A 23,730-nucleotide genomic window follows, 5' to 3' on the forward strand; every position below is an offset into this window, starting at 1 on the left:
CCCGATAACTCTAAAGTTGAGCATACATGCGAAACTTAAATCTTTTATATAACGACAAAAGTAAGAAAAAAGCACGAAAACAACAAAAATAATTCACTGCAAAGGCACTTCAGCGATACTGCGAAGCCCAAACAGCATTGCTGAAAAGCCGAGACAGCAATATTGCCGAGCCGCTGCAGAAACCTCTCCCCATCCCTCTCTCAAGGAGAGGGAGCCGCCGATAGACTATCATCATTACTTTTTAATCAGCGAAGTCTCTTTATCCGGCATACGCAACCTAATGGTATCGCACTTCCAAGTTTTTACTTTCCATATCAAACGTTGCATACAATGACGGTATTCTGCAGGATAATAGAGTGCGAGAGAATAGAGTTTACCACCTCGTTGAATACCATGTAAATAGTAACGATAATCTTTTAAATCCTCCATTTCGCCCTCACGAATGTATTCCAATCGCCGTTGATCGTCCGCATCAGACACCTTGCTTTCCAATATGACGTTCATTTCGTGGGCATGATAGCCAAAAGCCACAGAGCCATCCGTTCGCTCTTCGCGTACAAAGAAGGAAGGATACATAAAGGTATAACAATAATTAGAATCTACAAATTTAACCCATTTCACCGCATTCATACCTTCTCGAAATGCCTGAGGAAACGGTCTTCTATCACCTATGGGCATCAACCATTGCACCAATAGGCATATAACAACAAACAAAGTAAAGGCTATTAAAATCTTTTTCATTTGCAAATCACTAAGGAACTATTTGCAAATATAAGAATTTCCAATACAAATCACAGGACGAGCCTGTATTAAAAATCAGGAAACAAACTTAATAATAGTTCCCTATCAAAACAAATAAGGGTGATGGACATCCACGTACCATCACCCTTATTTATTTAATCTTTATCTTTATAAATCACATTGTTTGCACCACTTGTGATTTTTAGAGCTTCCGGATGTTCCTTGATGAAGCTATCAATATGTCGAACTCGCTTATCTTCCAATATTTCATCGACTGCTATCAAGATACCGGTCTCTTCCACATCACCGAATCCATAATTGATAGCAGTGCCGAATAACTTCATTGTCGGACTGAGATTCATATAAGCATTTACCAATGGAGGAATATTATAACCTAACTTGCGAATCTCGCGATTCAATATTCTATAATCTGCACGGAAATCAGTTTCTGTGAATATTGCCTTTAGTTCTTCATCAGAAGTCTCTATTTTGAGCGGTTTCATCGGTAATATGAGACGCTCTTTATCATCGAAATGCTTCTTCAAGAAGTAAAGTATCATATCGCGACCACGACGGATATAAGAAGGATACATCGTCATCTTACCGAAGAAATATTTCAGTTTGGGATTGATAACCGTCAACGCGCCTAGCCCATCCCACAGATTATCGAGTGCAAAAATAGATTTCGTGTTCGTACGAACATTCTGATATTCAAGCGAAACAAACGATCGTCCTAGCTCAACCGTGTACGGCATATAGTTTTTGATGAACTCATCAGAGAAGTGGAACATATGACTTGTGGCCAAAGCCGGTTGCCCATTATCGTTCAATTTCCAGTCAGCCCCATACTGATAACGGTATCCTCCGATAATCTCATCGGCATCGGGATTCCACACGATCAACTGTTTGTAGCAATTATCGCCTACATCAAACTCATCGATATCCATCGACTTACCCGTTCCACCACCTGCAGTACGGAAAGCAATTTCACGTAATCGCCCTATCTCGCGCATTACATAAGGAGAGTCGTTGCCCGTAACAATGTAGATTTCATTGTGACTCTTATTGGTCATACGGAGCTGCTTGTCGGGCGTTAATTCGCTCTTGAGCAACTCTTTACTGACAGGCTGGATAATCTCTTCTTCCATTTGCTCTTATTTGGTCTTTATTATAGTTCATAAACACGGTCTTCGACAAATTTCGCCCATTCCATCGAAGATTTGCTTTTATCAAAAGTTTGCCAAGGAATAGGTTTTCCTATAGCTACCCGAAAAGTCTTATGCACATTCTTGTACATCTCGTCGACCAAAAACAACATGGCTACATTGAATTTCAATCCGAGCGCTTTACAGGTATTAGCAATGCGATAAAACTTTTCAGAATTTTGTCCACCGAAGTGAATAGGCACTACATCTCGCTGATATTCCACACTCTTTGAGATGAATGTTTTTTTCCACGGGATGTCGTGTATCTGCCCATCTATCTTGCGACTACAAAGTCCTGCAGGAAACATCAACATGTGATTATCGCTTTGGAAACCCGCTTCTACCATCGCGGGAAAGTTGCGACTCTGACCTCCTGTCTTATTAATACCAATGCTTACAGGCTTCAATCCCGGCAGATTGAGCAGCAAATCGTTTACCAAATAGCGGAAACGACCATCATAATGCCGCCCGATGATAGAACCTAATGCTACCCCATCGGCACCTCCCAAGGGATGGTTGGATACGAAAGTGTAGAGTTTTCCATCGTCTTTATCGGGTAAGTTCTCCACGCCAACGATGTCGAGTGTCATATCAAGATACCGAACACATTCTTCAAGCCACTCGGTTCCCACTTTATCCCGGCTTTCCCAAAGATAACGGTTTACCTCGTCTTGATGAACAATGTGCTTGAGCCACGAAACAACAAAGCCGGGAACATACTTAACCTTTGCTCCCATCTTGCTTTTCAGAATATCATCAATATCGATAGTATTCTCTATACTTTCACTCATTCAACTAACACTAACTACATGCAAAAATAACATAAGTTTTTTAAATAAGTTACATTTAGTCTGTTTTTTATTATTATTTTTTGACGAATGTAAGATGTACGACATCACCACACACAAAAAGCTAAGCATTAACAGCAAAGTAAGCGCCTTTTCACCTATGGAGAATGGTGTTTTCAACCACAAAAAATCAAAGCTTTCAAAGCGCGTCACTACAGCATTAAAAACAAAAAACGAGAGTTTAAAAAAGATTTGTGGGGAAAAGTGGAGAATAATGGGGAATTTTATGTATCTTTGATGCGAAATTTCATATTATATAAGAACGCATGCGCTTTTTAGGTAACATAGAGGCTAAAACCGACGCCAAAGGCAGAGCTTTTCTGCCGGCTACATTCCGCAAGGTGCTTCAAGCATCGGGCGAAGAAAGCCTCATTATGCGCAAAGATGTATTCCAGCCCTGCTTGGTATTGTATCCAGAATCTGTTTGGAACGCACAACTTGACTTCTTACGTCAACGTTTAAACCGCTGGAACGCGAAAGACCAGCAAATCTTTAGACAGTTCGTATCCGACGTAGAGATACTGACGCTCGATGGGAATGGGCGTTTTCTGATTCCAAAACGGTATCTGAAGTTGGCCGATATTGAGCAAGAAATCAAGTTTATCGGCATGGATGATACCATCGAAATATGGAGTAGACGCGCTGACGACAGGCCTTTTATGAACAGCGAAGAGTTTGGAAAAGCGCTGGAAGCTATGGGAAAAGAAGAATAAAGATACAAAATACCACCCATAGCAATTTTCTCCGGTTCTCTCACCAAAAGAGATAGCAAAGGACATAAGAAACAAATATATGGCAAAAACCAAATATCATCAAACAAGATCAACAACCAATAACACCCCTTCCTCCTTGGGAGAAAGAGAGGGAGAGGTGTTATATCACACCCCTGTATTGCTCCATCCCAGCATCGATGGGCTAAACATTCACGATGGCGGGGTGTATGTTGATGTTACATTTGGCGGTGGTGGTCATAGCAGAGAGATTCTTTCGCGATTGCCACAAGATGCTCATTTATACAGTTTCGACCAAGATGCCGATGCCGAGCAAAACATCTACCAGTCAGAAGATGGGAATGAGGCACAAGCTATAAGATTCACCGACGACCCACGATTCACCTTTGTACGTTCCAACTTCAGATATTTGAAGAACTGGATGCGCTATTATGGTGTGGAACATATAAACGGACTACTAGCCGACTTGGGCGTTTCGAGTCACCACTTCGACGATGAGACTCGCGGATTCTCATTCCGTTTCGACGGCCCGCTCGATATGCGAATGAACAAAAGAGCTGGTATGACGGCCGCAGACATTGTAAATGACTACCCGGAAGAGAAGTTGGCTGATATCTTCTATTTGTATGGCGAATTGAAAAGCTCGTATCGTATCGCCTCAGCCATCGTCAAGAGCAGAGCTACGAAACGCATTGATACAACACAAGATTTTCTAGCCGTGATGGAACCCTTGTTCAAACGCGAACGTGAAAAGAAAGATATGGCACGCTTGTTTCAAGCCCTACGCATAGAAGTGAATCACGAAATGGATGCACTCAAAGAAATGTTGACAGCCGCAAGCGAACTGCTATGCGAAGGTGGAAGACTGTCGGTCATTACCTATCACAGTTTGGAAGACCGTATCGTAAAAAACTTTATGAAGGCCGGGAACGTAGAGGGGAAAATTATACAAGACTTCTATGGCCGCATAGAGACACCTTTCACACTCGTCAACAACAAAGTGATAGTACCCGACAACAATGAACAAACAGTTAACCCACGTAGTCGTAGCGCCAAATTAAGAATTGCTGCAAAGAGATGAACAAGACAGAACAAGACATAGACATAAAGAAGAAAGAAGCTATAGAGAATACCGATACAGGTTTATCTCTTAAAGAAACCATTGAGGAGCAGGCCAATGAAGACGAAGCTCCCCACTCTTCCGACTTCACACTGCGCAAAGTGTTGGGTGGCGACATATTGACTACACAAGCCATTCGACGCCAAATATGGGTATTTCTGCTTATCACTTTCTTTGCCATCGTGTACACAGCAAATCGCTACAGTGTACAGAAAGACCTGATAGAGATAGACCGTTTGAACAAACAACTGCAAGATACGAAGTATAAAGCCTTATCGAGCAGCAGTAATCTGACGGAACTTTGTCGCGAAAGTCATGTACTGGAGATGCTCAAAAACAGCAACGACAGCACACTAAAGATAGCTAGCCAACCCCCATATATCATCAATGTGCCCGACGGGAAATAAGTGATTCATGAGTAAATTTGAATATAAGAAGATAATGCCTCGCTACAGTGCCATCGCCATCGTGATGACATTGATAGCTCTTGCGGTGATTGGGAAGACGCTATACCTCATGACTGCGAAGCGAGACTACTGGATGCGGGTGGCCGAACGCGTCAAAAAAGACAGTGTAAGCGTGAAGCCTGTCAGAGGAAACATCCTAAGTTGCGACGGTCAACTGATGGCTAGTTCGCTTCCGGAATTCAAGATTTACATGGATTTCAAGGCACTAAGCGACGCCGGTAATGATTCACTGTGGGATGAAAAAGAGGATTCTATCTGCCAAGGATTAGCTGCTATCTTCTCCGAAAAACCTGCATCGGCATTCAAACGCGAGTTGGCTGAAGGCAGAAGCAAGCAGAGTAGGAACTGGCCGATATGGAGTAAGCGCATTGACTACAACACTTTTACCGAGGTGAAAGCTCTCCCTGTATTCAAACTTACATCTTATAAAGGTGGATTCCATTACGAAGAATTCAACGCTAGAAAGCGGGCTTTTGGTTCTTTGGCAGGCCGTACCATCGGTACGATGTTTGGTGCTAAAGATACCGCGCGATTTGGATTGGAACTCTCTTATGACTCCATCCTACGTGGAACAAACGGTATCATCCACCGTCGCAAGGTGCTTAACAAGTTCCTTGACATCATGGACACACCTCCAATAGATGGTGCCGACATCGTAACAACCATCGATGTGAGTATGCAAGACTTGGCCGAACGCGCCTTACTCGACGAGTTGAAGTTCATCAATGCCAATGTCGGTGTAGCCATCGTAATGGAAGTAGCTACCGGCGACATCAAAGCTATCGTGAACATGGAGAAATGTGTGGATGGCGAATACCGCGAAATACACAACCATGCAGTGAGCGATTTGCTCGAACCCGGTTCTGTTTTCAAGCCCGCTTCCATCATGGTAGCTCTCGAAGACGGCATGGTAGACACCTCATATACCGTAGAGACGGCCGGCGGAGTGTGGCCTATGTACGGCAGAGAGATGAAAGACCATAACTGGCGACGCGGCGGTTACGGGCTCATCACACTTCCCCAAACACTGATGTACAGTTCAAACATCGGTGTAAGTCGCATTATTGACGACCATTACCATAACAATCCGGAAAAGTTTATACGTGGAATATACCGTACAGGACTTGCCGACAATCTGCATATACCGCTTGTCGGTGCCACCACGGCACGTATACGAATGCCTAAAAAGAACAGCCGTGGACAGTATACCAACTGGAGTAAAACCTCATTGCCATGGATGAGCATCGGTTACGAAACGCAGATACCGCCTATTTCGACCCTTACATTCTATAATACGATAGCTAACAACGGTCGAATGATGCGTCCGCGATTCGTCAAACAAGTCGTAAAAAATGGCGAAGTCATCATGGATTTCCCACCACAAGTGATGCGTCCACGTATTTGTAGCGACAAGACCTTGCACGAAATACAGACTATATTGGATCACGTTGTGAGTCAAGGACTAGGTAAGAAAGCCGGTTCGCCATCTTTCAGAGTGGCAGGTAAGACTGGTACGGCACAAATTTCGCAAGGTGCAGGAGGCTATAAGACCGGTCAAACCAACTATCTGTTGAGCTTCGCAGGCTACTTCCCCGACGATGCACCGCGCTATAGTTGCATCGTTTGCATCCAAAAGAGTGGCCTACCGGCATCGGGTGGCGGCATGAGCGGAGTAGTATTCCACGATATTGCAGAAGGTATTATGGCTCAAAGTCTGAAACTTCACGTGACGGACGCACGCGATTCGGCCTCCATCTTCGTCCCCGATGTAAAGGCAGGCAATATATTGGCCGCTGATTATGTGCTGTCTCATCTAGGCATTAGCGCCAATAAAGGATGGGGAGGATCGTATGCTGACGGGAATCCTATATGGGGAAAGGCTCGTATTCAAAGCAAGAACAGTGTGAATTTGACACGCGAGAAGACCTACGGACATCGCGTTATACCCGACGTACACAACATGGGAGCCCGCGATGCGGTATTCTTATTGGAGAGCAGAGGGGTGAAAACCTACCTCACCGGACGCGGAAAAGTAGTGAAACAATCACTCGAGCCCGGTCACAAGATAGCCAAGAAAGAAAAAATTGTACTGACTTTAGAGTGAATATAAATATAAGGTGAGAGACAGAAACCAAAACATCTGCACACTCATCTACAATGATAAGAAAGATAATGAAACTAACAGAATTACTGAAAAACGTCAAGCCTATCCGCTTGGAAGGCAATGCCGACGTTGACATCACAGGAGTAAACATCGACTCACGACGCATTGCAAAGGGTCATTTGTTCGTTGCAATGAGGGGCACACAGGTCGACGGACACAAGTTTATACCCAAAGCCATTGAGCTAGGGGCAGTTGCCGTGCTCTGCGAAGACATGCCCGAACAACCCACCGAAGGCATCACTTATGTGCAAGTGGAATCTACCGAAGATGCAGTAGGCAAAGTAGCGACCTTATTTTACGGCAATCCTTCGCACAAACTGAAGCTCGTCGGTGTCACCGGAACAAACGGGAAAACCACCATAGCCACCTTATTATATAATATGTTTCGTAAGTTAGGCTATAAATGTGGGCTTCTCTCGACCGTTTGTAACTACATAGAAGACGAGGCAATTCCTACAGATCATACCACTCCCGACCCCATTGAGCTGAACATGTTGCTCGGTAAAATGGTCGAAGCCGGCTGTGAATATGCATTCATGGAGTGCTCTTCTCACGCCATTGCACAGAAACGTATCGGAGGATTGAAGTTCACTGGCGGCCTATTCACCAACCTTACACGCGACCATTTGGACTATCACAAGACTTTCGAAAACTATCGTGATGCCAAGAAAGCATTCTTCGATGGTCTCGGTAAAGACGCTTTTGCCATTACCAATGCCGATGATAAGAACGGCATGGTGATGGTTCAAAACACCAAAGCGGCTATCAAAACCTACAGCACGCGCAGCATGACCGACTTCAGAGCGCGTATCTTAGAGTGCCACTTCGAAGGAATGTATCTCGAAATCGACGGCCGTGAAGTAGGCGTACAGTTCATTGGCAAATTCAACGTGAGCAATCTGTTGGCCGTTTATGGCGCCGCCGTCATGCTAGGACAAAAACCTGAAGACGTATTGGTGGTCATGAGCACACTCCATAGCGTTAGCGGTCGTCTCGAACCCATCCATTCTCCCGAAGGATTTACGGCCATCGTAGACTATGCCCATACCCCCGATGCCCTCGAGAATGTACTCAACGCCATCCACGAAGTGCTCAATGGAAAGGGACAAGTGATTACCGTTTGCGGTGCAGGTGGTAACCGTGATAAGGGCAAACGTCCACTAATGGCGCAAGAAGCTGCGAAACAAAGCGACAAGGTCATCATTACAAGCGACAACCCTCGCTTTGAAGAGCCACAGGATATCATCAACGACATGCTCGCCGGACTTAATAATCAACAACTCAAGAAAGTTGTCAGCATCGTAGACCGGAAAGAAGCCATCCGCACAGCATGCATGATGGCGAAAAAAGGCGATGTGATTCTCATTGCCGGAAAAGGTCACGAAGACTATCAAGACATCAAGGGCGTAAAGCACCACTTCGATGATCGCGAGATTGTAAAAGAGATTTTCAACAATTAATAAAAACGATTAGCCCCATTAGACCAATAGGACTAAGTATCAACCCAAGAAACAATACACTATGCTATACTATCTTTTCAGATTTCTAGAAGAATATGGTATCTCCGGTTCACACCTCTGGGGCTACATCTCTTTCCGTGCCTTACTGGCTCTCATATTCTCTTTGGCCATCTCAGCATGGTTCGGTGAGAAGTTCATTGCTTACCTGAAGAAGAAGCAAATCACCGAGACCCAGCGAGATGCAAGCATCGACCCGTTCGGCACCAAGAAAATTGGTGTTCCCTCAATGGGCGGTATCATCATCATTGTTGCCATACTTATCCCCGTATTATTACTCGGTCGACTCCGCAACATCTACCTCATCTTGATGATTATCACCACCCTTTGGCTCGGTTTCCTCGGTGGAATGGACGATTTTATCAAGATTTTCCATCGCAACAAAGAGGGTCTCAAAGGTAGATACAAGATTATCGGACAGATTGGTATAGGCCTTATCGTAGGATTGGTATTATGGATGTCGCCCGACGTCAAGGTCAATGAGAATATCGCAATAAAGAAACAAGGACAGGAAATCGTGGTCAAACACCGTGCCGACAGTCGTAAATCGCTCAAGACCACCATTCCTTTCTTCAAGGGACACAACCTCGACTATTCACGTATCATGAGCTTTTGCGGTCAATATAAAACTGCAGCCGGCTGGATACTCTTTGTCATTATGACTATTTTAGTGGTCACGGCCGTGTCCAATGGAGCTAACTTGAACGATGGAATGGACGGAATGTGCGCCGGCAACTCGGCCATCATAGGCGTCGCACTGGGTATCTTAGCCTATGTGAGCAGTCATATCGAGTTTGCCTCCTACCTCAATATCATGTATATTCCCGGCTCCCAAGAGTTGGTGGTATTCATGTGTGCTTTCGTCGGAGCACTCATCGGATTTCTTTGGTATAACGCTTATCCGGCTCAAGTATTCATGGGCGACACCGGTTCACTCACCATTGGAGGTATCATCGGAGTTGGTGCCATCATCATACACAAGGAGTTATTGCTGCCTATCTTGTGCGGAATATTCTTTGTTGAGAGCCTCAGCGTCATTATACAGGTGTACTATTTCAAGTTAGGTAAGCGTAAGGGTATCAAGCAGCGCGTCTTCAAGCGCACGCCGATACACGACAACTTCCGCACCACCGACGACCAACTAGACCCTGAATGCCGCTACCTCATCTCGCGACCACATGGTGCCAAGCACGAGGCCAAGATTACAATACGCTTTTGGATTATCACTATTATCCTCGCAGCATTGACTATTATCACATTAAAAATCAGGTAACAATCCACTAGACTCAACAGTCTAAGCAGACTAATAAGTATTAGCAACATGAGCAGAATCGTAGTTTTAGGAGCAGGAGAAAGCGGCGCAGGAGCAGCCGTACTAGCTAAGAAAGAAGGATTCGACGTATTTGTATCGGATATGTCGGCCATCAAAGACCGATATAAGAAGATGCTCGACGACCACGGAATAGAGTGGGAAGAGGGCCGACACACCGAAGAGAAGATACTCAATGCCGACGAAATCATCAAGAGTCCGGGTATTCCGAAGGAAGCACCCATGATTCAGAAGATTCTCAAGCAGGGCATTCACATCATCAGCGAGATTGAATTTGCCGGTCGTTACACCCAATCCAGAATGGTATGTATCACCGGTAGCAACGGCAAAACCACCACCACGTCGCTCATCTACCATATTTTCAAGACAGCAGGTTACGATGCTGGACTGGCAGGAAACATCGGTAAGAGTCTGGCTTTGCAGGTAGCCGAAGACCCACACGAATATTATATCATCGAATTGAGTAGTTTCCAACTCGACGATATGTACAATTTCCGTGCCAACATCGCCATCTTGCTCAACATCACACCCGACCATTTGGATCGCTACGAGTTCAATATGCAAAACTATGTAGACGCCAAGATGCGCATATTGCAAAACCAAACCGAGGAAGACAGCTTCATCTTCTGGGGCGACGATCCCATCATTAAGCGCGAACTAGAGAAATACGACATCAAAGCCGTGTTGTGTCCGTTCTCCGAGATCAAGGAGAAAGGCTCTATCGGATATATCGAAGAGGGACAATACAAGATAGAATATCCCACTCCGTTCAACATGGAACAAGAGGAACTATCGCTCACCGGCAAGCATAACATATACAATAGTTTGGCCGCCGGCATCGCTACCAACATCGCAGGTATCAAGAAAGAGATTATCAGAAAGAGCCTGAGCGACTTCCCCGGCGTCGAGCATCGCTTGGAAAAGGTTTGTAAGGTGCGTGGCGTACAGTATATCAACGACTCCAAGGCCACCAACGTAGATGCTTGTTGGTACGCACTTGAGAGCATGAAGACACCTACCGTACTCATCATCGGAGGCAAAGACAAGGGTAACGATTACGACCAAATCAAGGCATTAGTAAAACAAAAATGCCGTGCCGTAGTCTATCTAGGTGCCGACAATCAAAAACTCCACGACAACTTCGACACCCTCGGAGTAGAGATTCGCGACACCCACAGCATGAAAGACTGCGTAGCTGCCTGCTACGAACTGGCTCAACCGGGCGACACCGTACTCTTAAGTCCCTGCTGTGCAAGCTTCGATTTGTTCAAGAACATGGAAGACCGAGGCAAACAATTCAAGACATTGGTAAGAAATCTATAAATGGATAAGAAACTAGCAAACATCTTCAAAGGAGACAAGGTGATATGGATGATATTTTTCTTCCTCTGTGTCATCAGTGTCGTCGAGGTGTTCTCGGCGTCCTCTTCGCTCACATACAAGGGCGGAAGTTACTGGACTCCGATGATTAAACACTTGGGCATCCTGTTGATGGGTATCTTTTTCATGGTCGTTACCCTCAACATCAAATGCAAATATTTCAAGATTCTGACTCCTTTCCTTTTAGGTATTTCGCTCATCACACTGCTATGGGTGATTATAGCCGGGCAGTCTACCAATGGTGCCCAACGCTGGATAGGATTCCTCGGCATGCAGTTCCAACCTTCAGAGATAGCCAAGGGAGCACTCATACTGGCCACGGCTCAGATACTTAGTGCCATGCAAACACCCACAGGAGCCGATAAAAACGCGTTCAAATACATTCTCATCGTGTGTGCATTCATCGTCCCGCTCATCATGGTCGAGAATCTTTCCACAGCTGCACTCATCTGTCTAGTCATCTTCATGATGATGGTCATAGGACGCATACCCATGCCACAGCTAGGCAAACTGCTAGGTGTCGTGGCGTTGGCAATAGTCGGTGTCTTCACACTGGTGATGTTATTGGGTCATGCCAAGAACACCGAGAACACGAAGAAGAACCTCACCGAGGAGGTAGAAACGGCAGAGACAGAGAAGACCGCCCCCGGAATGCTAGGCAAAGTGTTCCACCGTGCCGATACTTGGAAGTCGCGTATCATGAAGTTCTCCGACAACAAAGAAATTAAGCCGAGCGAAGTAGATCTTGACAAAGACGCACAGGTAGCGCATGCCAACATCGCCATAGCCTCGTCAAATGTCATCGGTAAGGGCCCCGGAAATTCTGAAGAGCGCGACTTTCTGTCGCAGGCTTTCTCCGATTTCATCTACGCTATCATCATCGAAGAGATGGGTATCACGGGAGCTATCTTTGTAGCTGCACTCTATATCTTCCTGCTCTTCCGTACAGGTTACATCGCCAACCGGTGCGAGAACAACTTCCCTGCTTTCCTAGCAATGGGATTAGCACTGCTTTTAGTGAGCCAAGCGCTCTTTAATATGTGCGTGGCCGTAGGACTAGCCCCTGTTACCGGGCAACCGTTACCGCTGGTTAGCAAGGGTGGAACGTCGTCTATTATCAACTGTATCTACGTGGGTGCCATCCTCAGTGTGAGCCGTTCGGCCACCAAGAAGAAAGGAATTATCGACGAAAACAATGTCGCTAAGGCTACACAAATGGCTTGACCACAGACTGTAGGAATCTACATGGAATTGCTGCAATGCAAGAGCAACACTGCTGTTCGGCCTATGCAGCATCGCTGAAAAGCCCATGCAACATTACTGACAAGCCCTTGCAGTAACCCGCGAAAACCACGGTCAAAAGGCCAATATATAAAAAATATTAGGGCACTAAGGCTCATCCTAATAAAAAAAGAACAAAAGCGGAGAATCATAAAAAAAATGATTACTTTTGCAATATAGCTCATAAAGCTTCGCAAGTTTGCTCAGCTTTTGAAATTATTGGGAGTTAATCGCCTTTTGGGGGCGATGGAGTAATAAGGGAAGTTAATAGACAGATGTCGGCTAACTTCTAGTCTCAAAGAGACTTCTACTCCAGCTTACTCCTATTTACTTCTAAGTTAGAGAAACTTTAACATCGTATATTAAGAAAGAATGGATAAAGAATTAAGGGTTATCATCAGCGGTGGCGGCACCGGAGGACACATCTTCCCGGCTGTTTCCATAGCCAATGCCATCAAAGCAAAGTATCCCGAAGCAAAGATATTGTTCGTGGGTGCGCAGGGCAGAATGGAGATGCAGCGCGTTCCGGCAGCCGGATATGAAATCAAAGGACTGCCCATCTGCGGATTCGACCGTAAACATCTATTCAAGAACTTTGCCGTACTCTACAAGATATGGAAGAGTCAACGCATGGCCAAACGCATCATACGCGACTTCAAACCGATGGTGGCTGTAGGCGTTGGGGGCTATGCCAGTGGTCCTACGTTGAATGTTTGTGCCAACAAGGGTATTCCCTGCCTCATCCAAGAGCAGAACTCTTATGCCGGCGTCACCAACAAATTACTAGCTAAAAAGGCCGACAAGATATGCGTGGCTTACGATGGAATGGAACGTTTCTTCCCTGTCGAGAAGATTATCAAGACCGGTAACCCGGTTCGCCAGAACGTATTAGAATCTCCGATGAGTCAAGCAGAAGCTCGCCAGTCATTCGGATTGGAGCCCGACCGTAAAACTATCCTCTTCATTGGTGGCAGTTTGGGAGCGAGAAACATCAACAATAGCATTCTCCAACACCTCGACATGGTGAAAGAGAGCGATGTACAAATCATCTTGCAAACAGGTAAAGTGTACCACAAAGCCATCTGCGAGCAACTGGAAGGAAACAAGAAACCGGCACTATTGCACGTCACCGACTTCATCAGCGACATGGGAGCAGCCTACAAGGCGGCCGACTTGGTTGTCAGCCGTGCCGGTGCAAGCAGTATATCCGAGTTCTGCCTCATCGGCAAACCGGTCATCTTGGTACCTTCACCCAATGTGGCTGAAGACCATCAGACACAAAACGCCATGGCGCTCGTGAACCGTAACGCAGCTATTTTCGTAAAAGACAGCGAGGCAACCGACGTTCTTTTAAAGACAGCCATCAATGCAGTACGCGATGACGAAAAACTAACTTCACTCGAAGCAAACATCAAACAAATGGGATTACAGAACTCTGCCGACACCATCGCCGACGAAGTGGTGGCATTAGCATGGGGAAAGAAGTAATCCGATATAGAGAAACAAGACATTGAAACCATAGTATGGAACTGAAAGATATCAAAGCAGTATATTTCGTTGGAGCCGGCGGAATCGGCATGAGTGCTATTGCTCGCTACTTCATCAACAAAGGATTGGTAGTTGCCGGATACGACAAAACTCCGTCGGAACTCACACGCCGTCTTGAGAAAGAGGGCATGCTCATCCATTACGAAGAGAATATAGACGAGATTCCTCACGCATGTAAGAAGCCCGAATCTACGTTGGTCATTTTCACACCGGCCATCCCTGAATCACACAAGGAGCTTGCTTACTTCCGTGCAAACGGATTTGAAGTACAAAAGCGTGCACAAGTATTGGGCACACTTACCCACAGTCATAAAGGATTGTGCGTAGCCGGCACACACGGAAAGACTACTACGTCGACCATGTGTGCCCATATCATCCACCAGAGCCACGTGGATTGCAATGCGTTCTTGGGCGGTATATCCAAAAACTACGGCACCAATTATATCCTCTCCGACAGCGAATACGTTGTGATAGAGGCTGATGAGTTCGACCGTAGCTTCCATTGGTTATCACCATGGATAAGCGTTATCACGTCGACCGACCCTGACCACCTCGATATCTACGGCACCAAAGAGGCTTATTTGGAAAGTTTCCGTCACTATACAGAGCTGATTCAACCGGGAGGAGCACTGATTTTGCGCAAGGATTTAGAAATGAAACAGCACGTAGCCGAGGGAGTAAAGGTGTATGAATACAGCCTCGACGAAGGAGATTTCCATGCTGAAAACATCCGAATCGACAACGGTGAGATTACATTCGACTTCGTTTCGCCCATCGAGAATGTCAAGGATGTGCAGTTGGGACAACCTGTTCCCATCAATATAGAGAATGGAGTGGCCGCCATGGCTATGGCTCAGCTGAGTGGATGCAGCGCTCAAGAGTTGAAATACGGTATGTCTACCTATCATGGAGTGGAACGTCGCTTCGACTTCAAGATAAAGAACGACAAGCTCGTATTCCTCTCCGACTATGCTCATCACCCCAAAGAGATTTACCAAAGTGCCAAGAGCATTCGCGAACTCTATCAAAATCGTAAGATTACAGCTATCTTCCAGCCGCATCTATACACGCGTACACGCGACTTCTACAAGGACTTTGCCGATGCATTAAGCCTGTTGGACGAAGTGATTTTGTGCGACATCTACCCGGCACGCGAGCTTCCTATCGAGGGGGTTACGAGCCAATTGATATACGACAGTTTGAAACCGGGCGTGGAAAAGAGCATGATACACAAGGAAGATGTGCTCTCGTTGGTAAAGGAACGCGACTTCGACGTGCTCATCGTATTGGGTGCCGGCGACCTAGACAACTATGTTCCACAAATGACTAAAATCTTGGAAAGTAAGTGAGAATACGTTGGAAGAAAACGCTCACCATCGTTCTGGATATTGTACTAGCTGCATATTTGGGACTCGCTTTCACCGCTTTTAACAAGCCCGATGAAACAGTCCACGTGTGTACGAAGGTTAGTATCGACATCAAAGATGAGGCTACCAACGGCTTTATAGACACAAAGGAAATCAAAAAGCGATTGGAACACTACCATCTCTATCCTTTGGAGAAGCCTATACGTTACATTGATGCACGCAAGATAGAAGAAACTTTAAAGTCCAGCCCGTTCGTTAAGACGGCCGAATGTTACAAGACACAAGACGGACAAGTATGCATTAGCATCACCCAACGGTTGCCGGTCATCCGTATTAAATCGGAAAGAGGCGATGATTATTACCTAGATGATAAAAACTGTATCATGCCTAACTCGCATTATACATCCAATCTCATCATCGCAACTGGCCACATCAACCGTCTGTTCGCGACTAAATATGTCGCCACACTTGGCAAGGTGATGATGGAAAACGACCTCTGGCGCAACCAAATAGAGCAAATCAACGTGCTGCCAAACCTTGGTATTGAGTTGATACCACGCATTGGCGACCACGTCATCTACATAGGCCAACTGCCCGAAGGCAAAACAGCTACCGACCGAGAGCAGCTTGTAAGAGACTATGTAACAAAGAAGATGAATCGCTTGGAGAAGTTCTATCGCCACGGACTATCCCAAGCCGGTTGGAACAAATACTCCTATATAAACTTGGAGCTCGACAACCAAATAATCTGTAAAAGAAGAATGTTGAATTGATAAGAATATAAACCTATGGCAGAATTTATTGTAGCTATCGAATTGGGATCATCAAAGATCACCGGCATCTCAGGCAGAAAGAACCTCGATGGAAGCATTTCGGTGCTCGCTGTAGTAAAAGAAGACTCCACAGCATGCATCAGAAAGGGCGTAGTCTACAACATAGATAAGACTATGCAGTGCTTGACTAACATCATAGCACGACTCAAAACCACTCTCAAATCAGAGATTGCTTATGTATATGTGGGCGTTGGTGGACAATCCATCCGCAGTATCCGGAACAACATTGCAAAAGACTTTGTAGAGGAAACCATCATCACGCAGGAGATGGTAAACGAACTCATGGATACCAATCGCAACATGGAATACCCCGACCAACAGATACTTGACGCTGCCACACAGGAGTATAAGGTAGACCAACAACTACAACTCGACCCCGTAGGTATACAGTGTCGCCGACTAGAGGGCAACTTCCTCAACATCATTTGGCGCAATTCATACTATCGCAACCTCAACAAATGCTTTGAAAAGTCGGGAATTGCCATAGCCGACATGTATCTTTCGCCATTGGTTTTAGCCGATAGTGTACTCACAGAAGCAGAGAAACGTACCGGTTGCGTGCTTGTTGACCTAGGCGCAGACACCACTACCGTATCAGTATACTTCAAGAATATACTCCGCCACTTGGCAGTTATTCCACTCGGTAGCAACAATATCACCAAGGATATCACCTCTCTCCAGATGGAAGACAAGGATGCTGAGCGCATGAAATTGAAGTATGGAAGCGCTTATACCGACAATGCCGACATCGATACTACCCTCATGCTGCCCATCGATCAAGACCGTCAGGTAGAGAACCGGCGCTTCGTTGAGATGGTAGAAGGTCGAATTGAGGAAATCATCGAGAATGTTTGGTATCAGGTTCCGAGCGAGTTTACCGACAAACTATTGGGCGGAATCGTCCTCACCGGTGGCGGTTCAAACATGAAGAACATTGATGTGGCCTTCCGTAAGTACACTCATATTGAGAAGATACGCATTGCCAAGTTCGTCACCACAACTATCAATTCAAGCAATAGCGACATCAATGCCAAGGATGGAACCATGAATACCGCGCTTGCCTTGCTGGTTAAGGGCGATATGAACTGCGCCGGAAAAGAGATTTCAAGCGATCTTTTTGGCACATCAGAACCTATAACAGCGGCTACAAGCACCACGCTGCATACGCCGGATGACATCAAAAAGTCGCGCGATCCGAACGAAATAGCCGGTACAGGCGTTGTCCTCACTCCCACAGAAAAGGAGAAAGCCGAGGAAGAAGCACGTAGAAAACGCCTTGAGAGAGAGGCTGCTGAGCGCAAAGCTGCCGAAGAAGAGGCTGAACGCATTGCCAAAGAGAAGCGCGAAAACAGCACTCTCCACAAGATGGGACGCAATCTTAAGAAGTTCTTCCAGACCATGGTAGCCGAAGACGAATAACATATTAGACTCATACATAAAGAAAGATATTATGCCAGATAACAGAGAAATACTGGATTTCGGGGAACCCGAAAAGTCCAACAGCATCATTAAAGTAATCGGTGTTGGTGGTGGTGGCGGCAACGCAGTGAACCATATGTATCGCGAAGGCATCCATGATGTGTCGTTCGTACTCTGCAATACCGACAATCAAGCACTCAACGACTCGCCTGTTCCCGTGCATCTGCAACTGGGAAAAGAAGGGCTTGGTGCCGGTAACAAGCCTGCCAAAGCGCGTCAAGCAGCCGAAGAGACACTGGATGAAATCAACAATATGCTCTCCGATGGTACCAAAATGGCATTCATCACAGCCGGTATGGGCGGTGGAACCGGTACAGGTGCAGCCCCCGTCATTGCTCGTGTGTCCAAAGAAATGGGCATCTTGACAGTCGGCATCGTGACCATTCCGTTCCGCTTTGAGGGCGATAGAAAGATAGACCAAGCACTCGATGGCGTAGAGGAAATGGCTAAACACGTAGACGCTTTGCTCGTTATCAACAACGAACGGCTACGCGAAATCTATCCGGAACTGACTGTCCTCGACGCTTTTGGCAAAGCCGACGACACACTAAGCATCGCAGCCAAGAGCATCGCAGAGATTATTACAAACCACGGACTCATCAACCTCGACTTCAACGATGTAAAGACAGTGCTGAAAGATGGTGGTGTTGCTATCATGAGCACGGGATATGGCGAAGGCGAAGGACGCGTCAAGAAAGCGATAGATGATGCTCTCAACTCCCCATTACTCAACGATAACGACATCTTTAATTCCAAGAAAATACTGCTCAGCATCAACTTCTGCAACGAGAAGAACGATAACTCAGGCCTCATGATGGAAGAGATGAACGATGTCAACGAGTTCATGAGCAAGTTCGATAGCAACTTCGAGATTAAGTGGGGACTCGCTATTGATCCTGAATTAGGCAAGAAGGTGAAGGTAACCATCCTCGCTACAGGCTTCGGTATAGAAGATGTGGACGGTATGGACAGTCACATCAAGAAACACACACAGGAAGAAGCGCGTCGAATAGCCGAAGAAGAAGAGAAGGCAGCAGAGCGTCGTGACCGTCGGGCAAGGTACTATGCTGTCGACGGAAAGAACACTCAATTCAAGCGCCGGCCACATATTTTCCTCTTCCATCCGGAAGAATTGGACAACGAGGACGTCATCTTGGCCGTAGAGACCACACCTACCTACAAGCGTACAAGACAGATGCTGGAAGCTATTCGCAGCCAAGTTCCAACCACAGAGGAAAAAGAAGATAATGCCATCGAGACACCGGGCATTATCAGTTTCACATAAATCAGATAAAAAAGGAGATATCATGGCACTATTTGAACAAATTAGTGAGGACATTAAGAACGCAATGAAAGCACGCGACAAGGTGCGTCTCAACACCTTACGCAACGTCAAGAAAGTATTCTTAGAGGCAGTCACAGCCCCCGGAGCTAACGAGACATTGGAAGATTCCGATGCTTTGAAGATTATCACCAAGTTGGCTAAGCAAGGCAAAGAGACCGCTAAGACTTATATAGACAACAACCGTCAAGACCTAGCCGATGAGGAATTGGCACAGGTATCCGTGCTCGAAGAGTACCTGCCTAAGCAACTTTCCGAAGCCGAAATCACCGAAGTCGTAAAAGCCATCATCGCTTCTACCGGTGCCGAAGGCATGAAAGACATGGGTAAGGTAATGGGTATAGCCAGCAAGCAAATGGCCGGTAAAGCCGACGGAAAAATCATTTCGCAAATCGTAAAAGGCTTATTGGGATAATCCCCACAGCCTAAATATTCTTTTAAACCACGAACAATGACATCTATTCTAGAAAGAAGACCGGCTCTCAAACGCGAGATTGACAACATAGCCGAGGTAGCCGGATACCTCTGGCAGAACGGTTGGGCAGAACGCAATGGCGGTAATATCACCGTCAACATCACCGATTTGGTAGACGACGAAATTCGCAGTATGCCCGCCATCAGCGACCCTGTATCGTTCGGAACAACGCTTCCCCACCTCAAAAGTTGCTATTTCTACTGCAAAGGTACGGGTAAACGCATGCGCGACTTGGCTCGCTGGCCTATGGAGAATGGCTCCATCGTCCGCATTACCGACGATTGTGCGCACTACGAAATCATTGCCGACAATCCCGTGAAGCCCACTTCAGAGATAAGTTCCCACCTTTCGGTACACAACCGCAACCTAGAAAAGGGCAACGGATATAATGCTGTGGTTCATACCCACCCCATTGAGTTGGTTGCCATGAGCCATAACGACAAGTTCTTGCAAAAGGATTATATGACCAAACTACTATGGAGCATGATTCCGGAGACCAAGGCTTTCTGTCCATTAGGCCTCGGTATCGTACCCTACAAGATTTCCGGAAGTCTCGAACTGGCCAATGCCACTCTCGAACAGCTCGAAGAATACGACGTCGTGATGTGGGAAAAACATGGCGTATTGGCGCAAGGTCCCGACGTCATGCAGGCTTTCGACCAAATCGACGTACTCTCCAAGAGTGCCAAGATATACATCAGCGCACGCTGTATGGGCTTTGAACCCGACGGCATGAGCGACGAACAGATGCAGGAACTCACCGATGTGTTCCATCTGCCAAAGTAGGATTTAGAAGCATAGAAATAACAGAGAAGGCATGATAGGATGTAAGTGTACATCTTATCATGCCTTTACTTTTTCCAAATTCAAAAACTTATAAAAGCAAAAAACTAAAGACTTATCCAGCAACTGAACCGCTCATTAACTCAAAAACTCACACACTTAAACTCCATCTTGTTCACTTGTCAACTCGTATACTTTAAACTTAGATAACTGCAAGGGCTCCGCAGCATTGCTGCAAAGGGCAAACAAAAACGCTGCAAAGCCCAAACAGTCATGCTGAAAAGACTTTGCAGCGCCATCAAATAAACTTTTTTACGCCCTACATATCTGTAGATAGCGTGCAAAAGCATTATCCCAAACGGTTCGGTCTTGCGGTTCAAATCGCTTCGGGCTGGTATTTTCCCCGATAACACGGCGCATATCCCACACGTCTTTCACCATCCCAGCCGCCTTGGCTTGTAGCATGATGTTGCCAATGGCGGTGGCTTCTTGCGGTCCGGCAAGCACGGTGATACCACAACTATTGGCTGTAAATTGGCTCATACAATCGTTGATCGACCCTCCACCAATAATATGTAGTACGTCAATCTGTACTGGCGACAGCCGCTTCAGCGTGCCTAAGACCTCTCGATAACGCAAAGCGAGCGATTCAAAGATGCAGCGACAGAACTCGGCAGCAGTCTGTGGAACTGGCTGCCCGGTCTTCCGACAATAATTACAAATGGCTTCCGTCATGCTACGAGGATTGGTAAACGAAGCGTCATCGGGGTCAATGATGCTTCTAAAAGGCTCTGCCTGCATCGCTTCAGCTATCAGTTCACCATGCGACTTCCTCTCTGAGAACTCTTTCCGGCAACGCTCGTAAATCCACATACCACAGATATTCTTCAAGAAGAGAGTCGTGTTATCTACCCCACCCTCATTGGTCATATTCTCGGAATAGCTCTCATTGCTTATCAACGGATGCGACAACTCCACGCCCATCAGACTCCATGTACCGCTACTCAAGTAGGCGAAGTTGGCATCAGAAGCCGGAACGGCAGCCACAGCCGAGGCTGTATCATGTCCGGCAACAGCCACTACCGGAATGTCACCAATACCTGTTATCTGCTTGATTTCTTCGGTTACAGAACCTATAATGGTTCCGGGAATCACCATCCGACCAAACTGCGACCGCTTCAGACCAACACTTTCGAGCAGCCGTTCGTTTAAATCGTGCTTGTAAGGATCGAGTATCTGCGATGTCGAAGCCTCTGTATACTCGCATACCGCCTGTCCCGTGAGCATATAACTCAAAGCATCAGGCATAAAAAGTATCTTATCGGCCACAGCCAAAGCAGTGTTTTGAGCCTTCCACATGGCGTGTAATTGGAACAAAGAATTGAATGCCATGAGCTGGATACCAGTGAGTCGATACACTTCGTCGCGCTCCATGACATTGGCAAAATAGTCGTCCATCATGCCGACAGTATGCGGATCACGATACGACAGAGGGTTACGTAACAGCGCACCATCGCTACCTACAAGAGCAAAATCGCATCCCCACGTGTCGATACCGATGCTCTGAATTTCGTAACCTTGTTCCACTGCCAGTTTCAACGCAGTGATAATCTGATTATAGAGGGCGTAGATGTCCCAATAAAAGTGTCCTCCGGTTTGAATGATAGGGTTCTCGAAGCGCGTAAGTTCTTGCATGGTAAGGTGGTCACCTTCCAACGCGCCCAATACCGTTCGGCCACTCGTGGCACCCAAATCAACTGCAAATATGCGCTTTAATTTCTCCATGTGGCTTTCGTTGCTTGATACATTCGCACTCCATACGTGATGATAACGAGGAAGCAAATGAGTGGTAAGACGAATGAAATATTTACGGCCGGCATGCCAAAGATGGTGCCCAAGTCGATAATAGAAGCCTGTAAAGGCGGTAAAACACTTCCTCCAAGAATAGACATTATCAAGCCTGCCGCACCAAACTTAGCATCATCGCCGAGTCCTTGCAACGCTATACCGTAGATAGTAGGGAACATAAGCGACATGCAGGCAGAGATACCAACGAGACAGTACAAGCCTTTGATGTCTTGGAAGAAAATGACTCCGAAAGTCAACGCCGTGGCAACGGTCGACAGGATGGCCAACAGTTTACCGGCATTGATATACTTGAGGAAGAAAGTACAGATGAACCGACTACAGCAGAAGATAGCCATGGCAATGATGTTGTAGCGCTGTGACAACACTTCGGCAGCCTGTTCGGTCATCCCCTCACCCACCAATACGCGTGTACCGTATTGGATAACGAAAGTCCAACACATGATTTGGGCACCTACATAGAAGAATTGTGCAATAACACCTTCGCGATAATGCTTGATGGAGAAGATACGCTTCAGGGTCGGAACGAAGTTAATATCGTGTTGTTGGTCGCCACCTTTCGGCATCTTTGTAAAGAAGATGACCAAGAACATCACCACAATGACCATCCCAATGACAAAATAGGGAGTAATAAGAACCGATAAGTCATATTCTTTCACAGCCTCGAATTCAGCCGGAGAGAGAGTAGCACGCGTGGCTGTATCCATGGGATTAAGCTTAGCTTGAATGAAAGCCATCGCAGTAAACATACCACACAACGAGCCCATTGGATTGAACGACTGCGCTAGATTCAAGCGTCTTGTGGCCGTAGCTTCCGTTCCCATCGAGAGAATATAGGGATTGGAACTGGTCTCCAAGAACGATAATCCGCACGTCATGATAAAGTATGCTATCAAGAAAGGATAGTAAGCACCCGTCAACTTAGCCGGGAAAAAGAGCAAAGCGCCGGCCGCATAGAGGCCAAGTCCCATGAGTACCCCACTCTTATACGAGTACTTGCGGATGAAAATAGCCGCAGGAAACGCCATTGCAAAGTATCCGCCATAGAACGCAACCTGCACCAATGCACCGTCGGTGACGCTCATTCGGAATATCTTAGAGAACGCTTTCACCATCGGATTGGTAATATCATTGGCGAAACCCCATAGGGCAAAGCACGAAGTGATGAGGATAAAAGGAATGAGATAGCTCACTCCGTCCTTAGAAAGGATTGATTCTTTGCTTTTCATTCATCAGGTTTTAAAGTGTCGAAT

At 46.2% G+C, this 23,730-nt stretch carries 20 protein-coding genes; 15 read left to right on the forward strand and 5 right to left on the reverse strand.

Annotated elements, in window-relative coordinates; genetic code table 11:
- Positions 1–234: 234 nt before the first annotated feature.
- The 3 genes from AC1EK4_RS07680 to glsA form a co-directional block, all read right to left on the reverse strand.
- A complete protein-coding gene (locus AC1EK4_RS07680) occupies positions 235–741 on the reverse strand; it encodes a hypothetical protein (protein ID WP_036896104.1) in 507 nt (168 codons plus the stop codon).
- A gap of 155 nt (positions 742–896) precedes the next feature.
- Positions 897–1,889, reverse strand: a complete 993-nt coding sequence (gene glsB, locus AC1EK4_RS07685; protein ID WP_062432517.1) for a glycine N(alpha)-acyltransferase GlsB — start codon at positions 1,887–1,889, stop codon at positions 897–899.
- A gap of 20 nt (positions 1,890–1,909) precedes the next feature.
- The gene (gene glsA, locus AC1EK4_RS07690; RefSeq protein WP_036896108.1) at positions 1,910–2,737 is read right to left on the reverse strand and encodes a lyso-glycine lipid O-acyltransferase GlsA; all 828 of its coding nucleotides are present in this window, start codon (positions 2,735–2,737) and stop codon (positions 1,910–1,912) included.
- A gap of 323 nt (positions 2,738–3,060) precedes the next feature.
- Between glsA and mraZ the strand changes: the two genes are divergently transcribed.
- The 15 genes from mraZ (at position 3,061) to rhaD (ending at position 20,614) form a co-directional block, all read left to right on the forward strand.
- Complete coding sequence (gene mraZ, locus AC1EK4_RS07695; protein WP_062432520.1) at positions 3,061–3,507, forward strand: division/cell wall cluster transcriptional repressor MraZ; 447 nt, start codon at positions 3,061–3,063, stop codon at positions 3,505–3,507.
- A 79-nt stretch (positions 3,508–3,586) separates the two neighbouring features.
- The gene (gene rsmH, locus AC1EK4_RS07700; RefSeq protein WP_480357701.1) at positions 3,587–4,606 is read left to right on the forward strand and encodes a 16S rRNA (cytosine(1402)-N(4))-methyltransferase RsmH; all 1,020 of its coding nucleotides are present in this window, start codon (positions 3,587–3,589) and stop codon (positions 4,604–4,606) included.
- Complete coding sequence (locus tag AC1EK4_RS07705; RefSeq protein ID WP_156431012.1) at positions 4,603–5,052, forward strand: FtsL-like putative cell division protein; 450 nt, start codon at positions 4,603–4,605, stop codon at positions 5,050–5,052. Before rsmH ends, AC1EK4_RS07705 begins: the two co-directional genes overlap by 4 nt.
- 7 nt (positions 5,053–5,059) lie before the next feature.
- Complete coding sequence (locus tag AC1EK4_RS07710) at positions 5,060–7,216, forward strand: penicillin-binding protein (protein ID WP_480357703.1); 2,157 nt, start codon at positions 5,060–5,062, stop codon at positions 7,214–7,216.
- Between the two features lie 68 nt (positions 7,217–7,284).
- Positions 7,285–8,736, forward strand: coding sequence for a UDP-N-acetylmuramoyl-L-alanyl-D-glutamate--2,6-diaminopimelate ligase (locus AC1EK4_RS07715; RefSeq protein WP_480357705.1), 1,452 nt, complete (start codon positions 7,285–7,287; stop codon positions 8,734–8,736).
- Between the two features lie 61 nt (positions 8,737–8,797).
- A complete protein-coding gene (gene mraY / locus AC1EK4_RS07720; RefSeq protein WP_036896119.1) occupies positions 8,798–10,066 on the forward strand; it encodes a phospho-N-acetylmuramoyl-pentapeptide-transferase in 1,269 nt (422 codons plus the stop codon).
- A 48-nt stretch (positions 10,067–10,114) separates the two neighbouring features.
- The gene (gene murD / locus AC1EK4_RS07725; RefSeq protein WP_036896121.1) at positions 10,115–11,446 is read left to right on the forward strand and encodes a UDP-N-acetylmuramoyl-L-alanine--D-glutamate ligase; all 1,332 of its coding nucleotides are present in this window, start codon (positions 10,115–10,117) and stop codon (positions 11,444–11,446) included.
- Positions 11,447–12,727 (forward strand): FtsW/RodA/SpoVE family cell cycle protein, encoded by a 1,281-nt coding sequence (locus tag AC1EK4_RS07730; protein ID WP_036896123.1) that lies wholly within the window; start codon positions 11,447–11,449, stop codon positions 12,725–12,727. It begins immediately after the preceding gene.
- Positions 12,728–13,156: 429 nt separating this feature from the next.
- Complete coding sequence (gene murG, locus AC1EK4_RS07735; RefSeq protein ID WP_480357706.1) at positions 13,157–14,272, forward strand: undecaprenyldiphospho-muramoylpentapeptide beta-N-acetylglucosaminyltransferase; 1,116 nt, start codon at positions 13,157–13,159, stop codon at positions 14,270–14,272.
- A 35-nt stretch (positions 14,273–14,307) separates the two neighbouring features.
- Positions 14,308–15,681: a UDP-N-acetylmuramate--L-alanine ligase gene (murC, locus tag AC1EK4_RS07740; protein ID WP_036896127.1), complete on the forward strand. Its 1,374-nt coding sequence runs from the start codon at positions 14,308–14,310 to the stop codon at positions 15,679–15,681.
- Positions 15,678–16,472: a cell division protein FtsQ/DivIB gene (locus AC1EK4_RS07745; RefSeq protein WP_036896129.1), complete on the forward strand. Its 795-nt coding sequence runs from the start codon at positions 15,678–15,680 to the stop codon at positions 16,470–16,472. Before murC ends, AC1EK4_RS07745 begins: the two co-directional genes overlap by 4 nt.
- A gap of 15 nt (positions 16,473–16,487) precedes the next feature.
- Entirely contained in the window at positions 16,488–17,951 is a 1,464-nt protein-coding gene (ftsA, locus tag AC1EK4_RS07750) for a cell division protein FtsA (RefSeq protein WP_480357709.1), read from the forward strand.
- A 31-nt stretch (positions 17,952–17,982) separates the two neighbouring features.
- A complete protein-coding gene (gene ftsZ / locus AC1EK4_RS07755) occupies positions 17,983–19,296 on the forward strand; it encodes a cell division protein FtsZ (protein ID WP_036896133.1) in 1,314 nt (437 codons plus the stop codon).
- 22 nt (positions 19,297–19,318) lie between these two features.
- On the forward strand, positions 19,319–19,768 hold the full coding sequence (locus AC1EK4_RS07760) for a GatB/YqeY domain-containing protein (RefSeq protein WP_036896134.1): 450 nt from the start codon (positions 19,319–19,321) through the stop codon (positions 19,766–19,768).
- Positions 19,769–19,804: 36 nt separating this feature from the next.
- Entirely contained in the window at positions 19,805–20,614 is an 810-nt protein-coding gene (rhaD, locus tag AC1EK4_RS07765) for a rhamnulose-1-phosphate aldolase (RefSeq protein WP_480357710.1), read from the forward strand.
- A gap of 309 nt (positions 20,615–20,923) precedes the next feature.
- Here the strand turns inward: rhaD and AC1EK4_RS07770 are convergent, their stop codons facing one another.
- Positions 20,924–22,396, reverse strand: a complete 1,473-nt coding sequence (locus tag AC1EK4_RS07770) for a rhamnulokinase (RefSeq protein ID WP_480357711.1) — start codon at positions 22,394–22,396, stop codon at positions 20,924–20,926.
- Positions 22,384–23,706, reverse strand: a complete 1,323-nt coding sequence (gene fucP / locus AC1EK4_RS07775; protein WP_036896137.1) for an L-fucose:H+ symporter permease — start codon at positions 23,704–23,706, stop codon at positions 22,384–22,386. Before fucP ends, AC1EK4_RS07770 begins: the two co-directional genes overlap by 13 nt.
- Between the last annotated feature and the right edge of the window lie 24 nt (positions 23,707–23,730).

It is taken from the genome of Prevotella sp. C0026C3 (genome assembly GCF_056590795.1).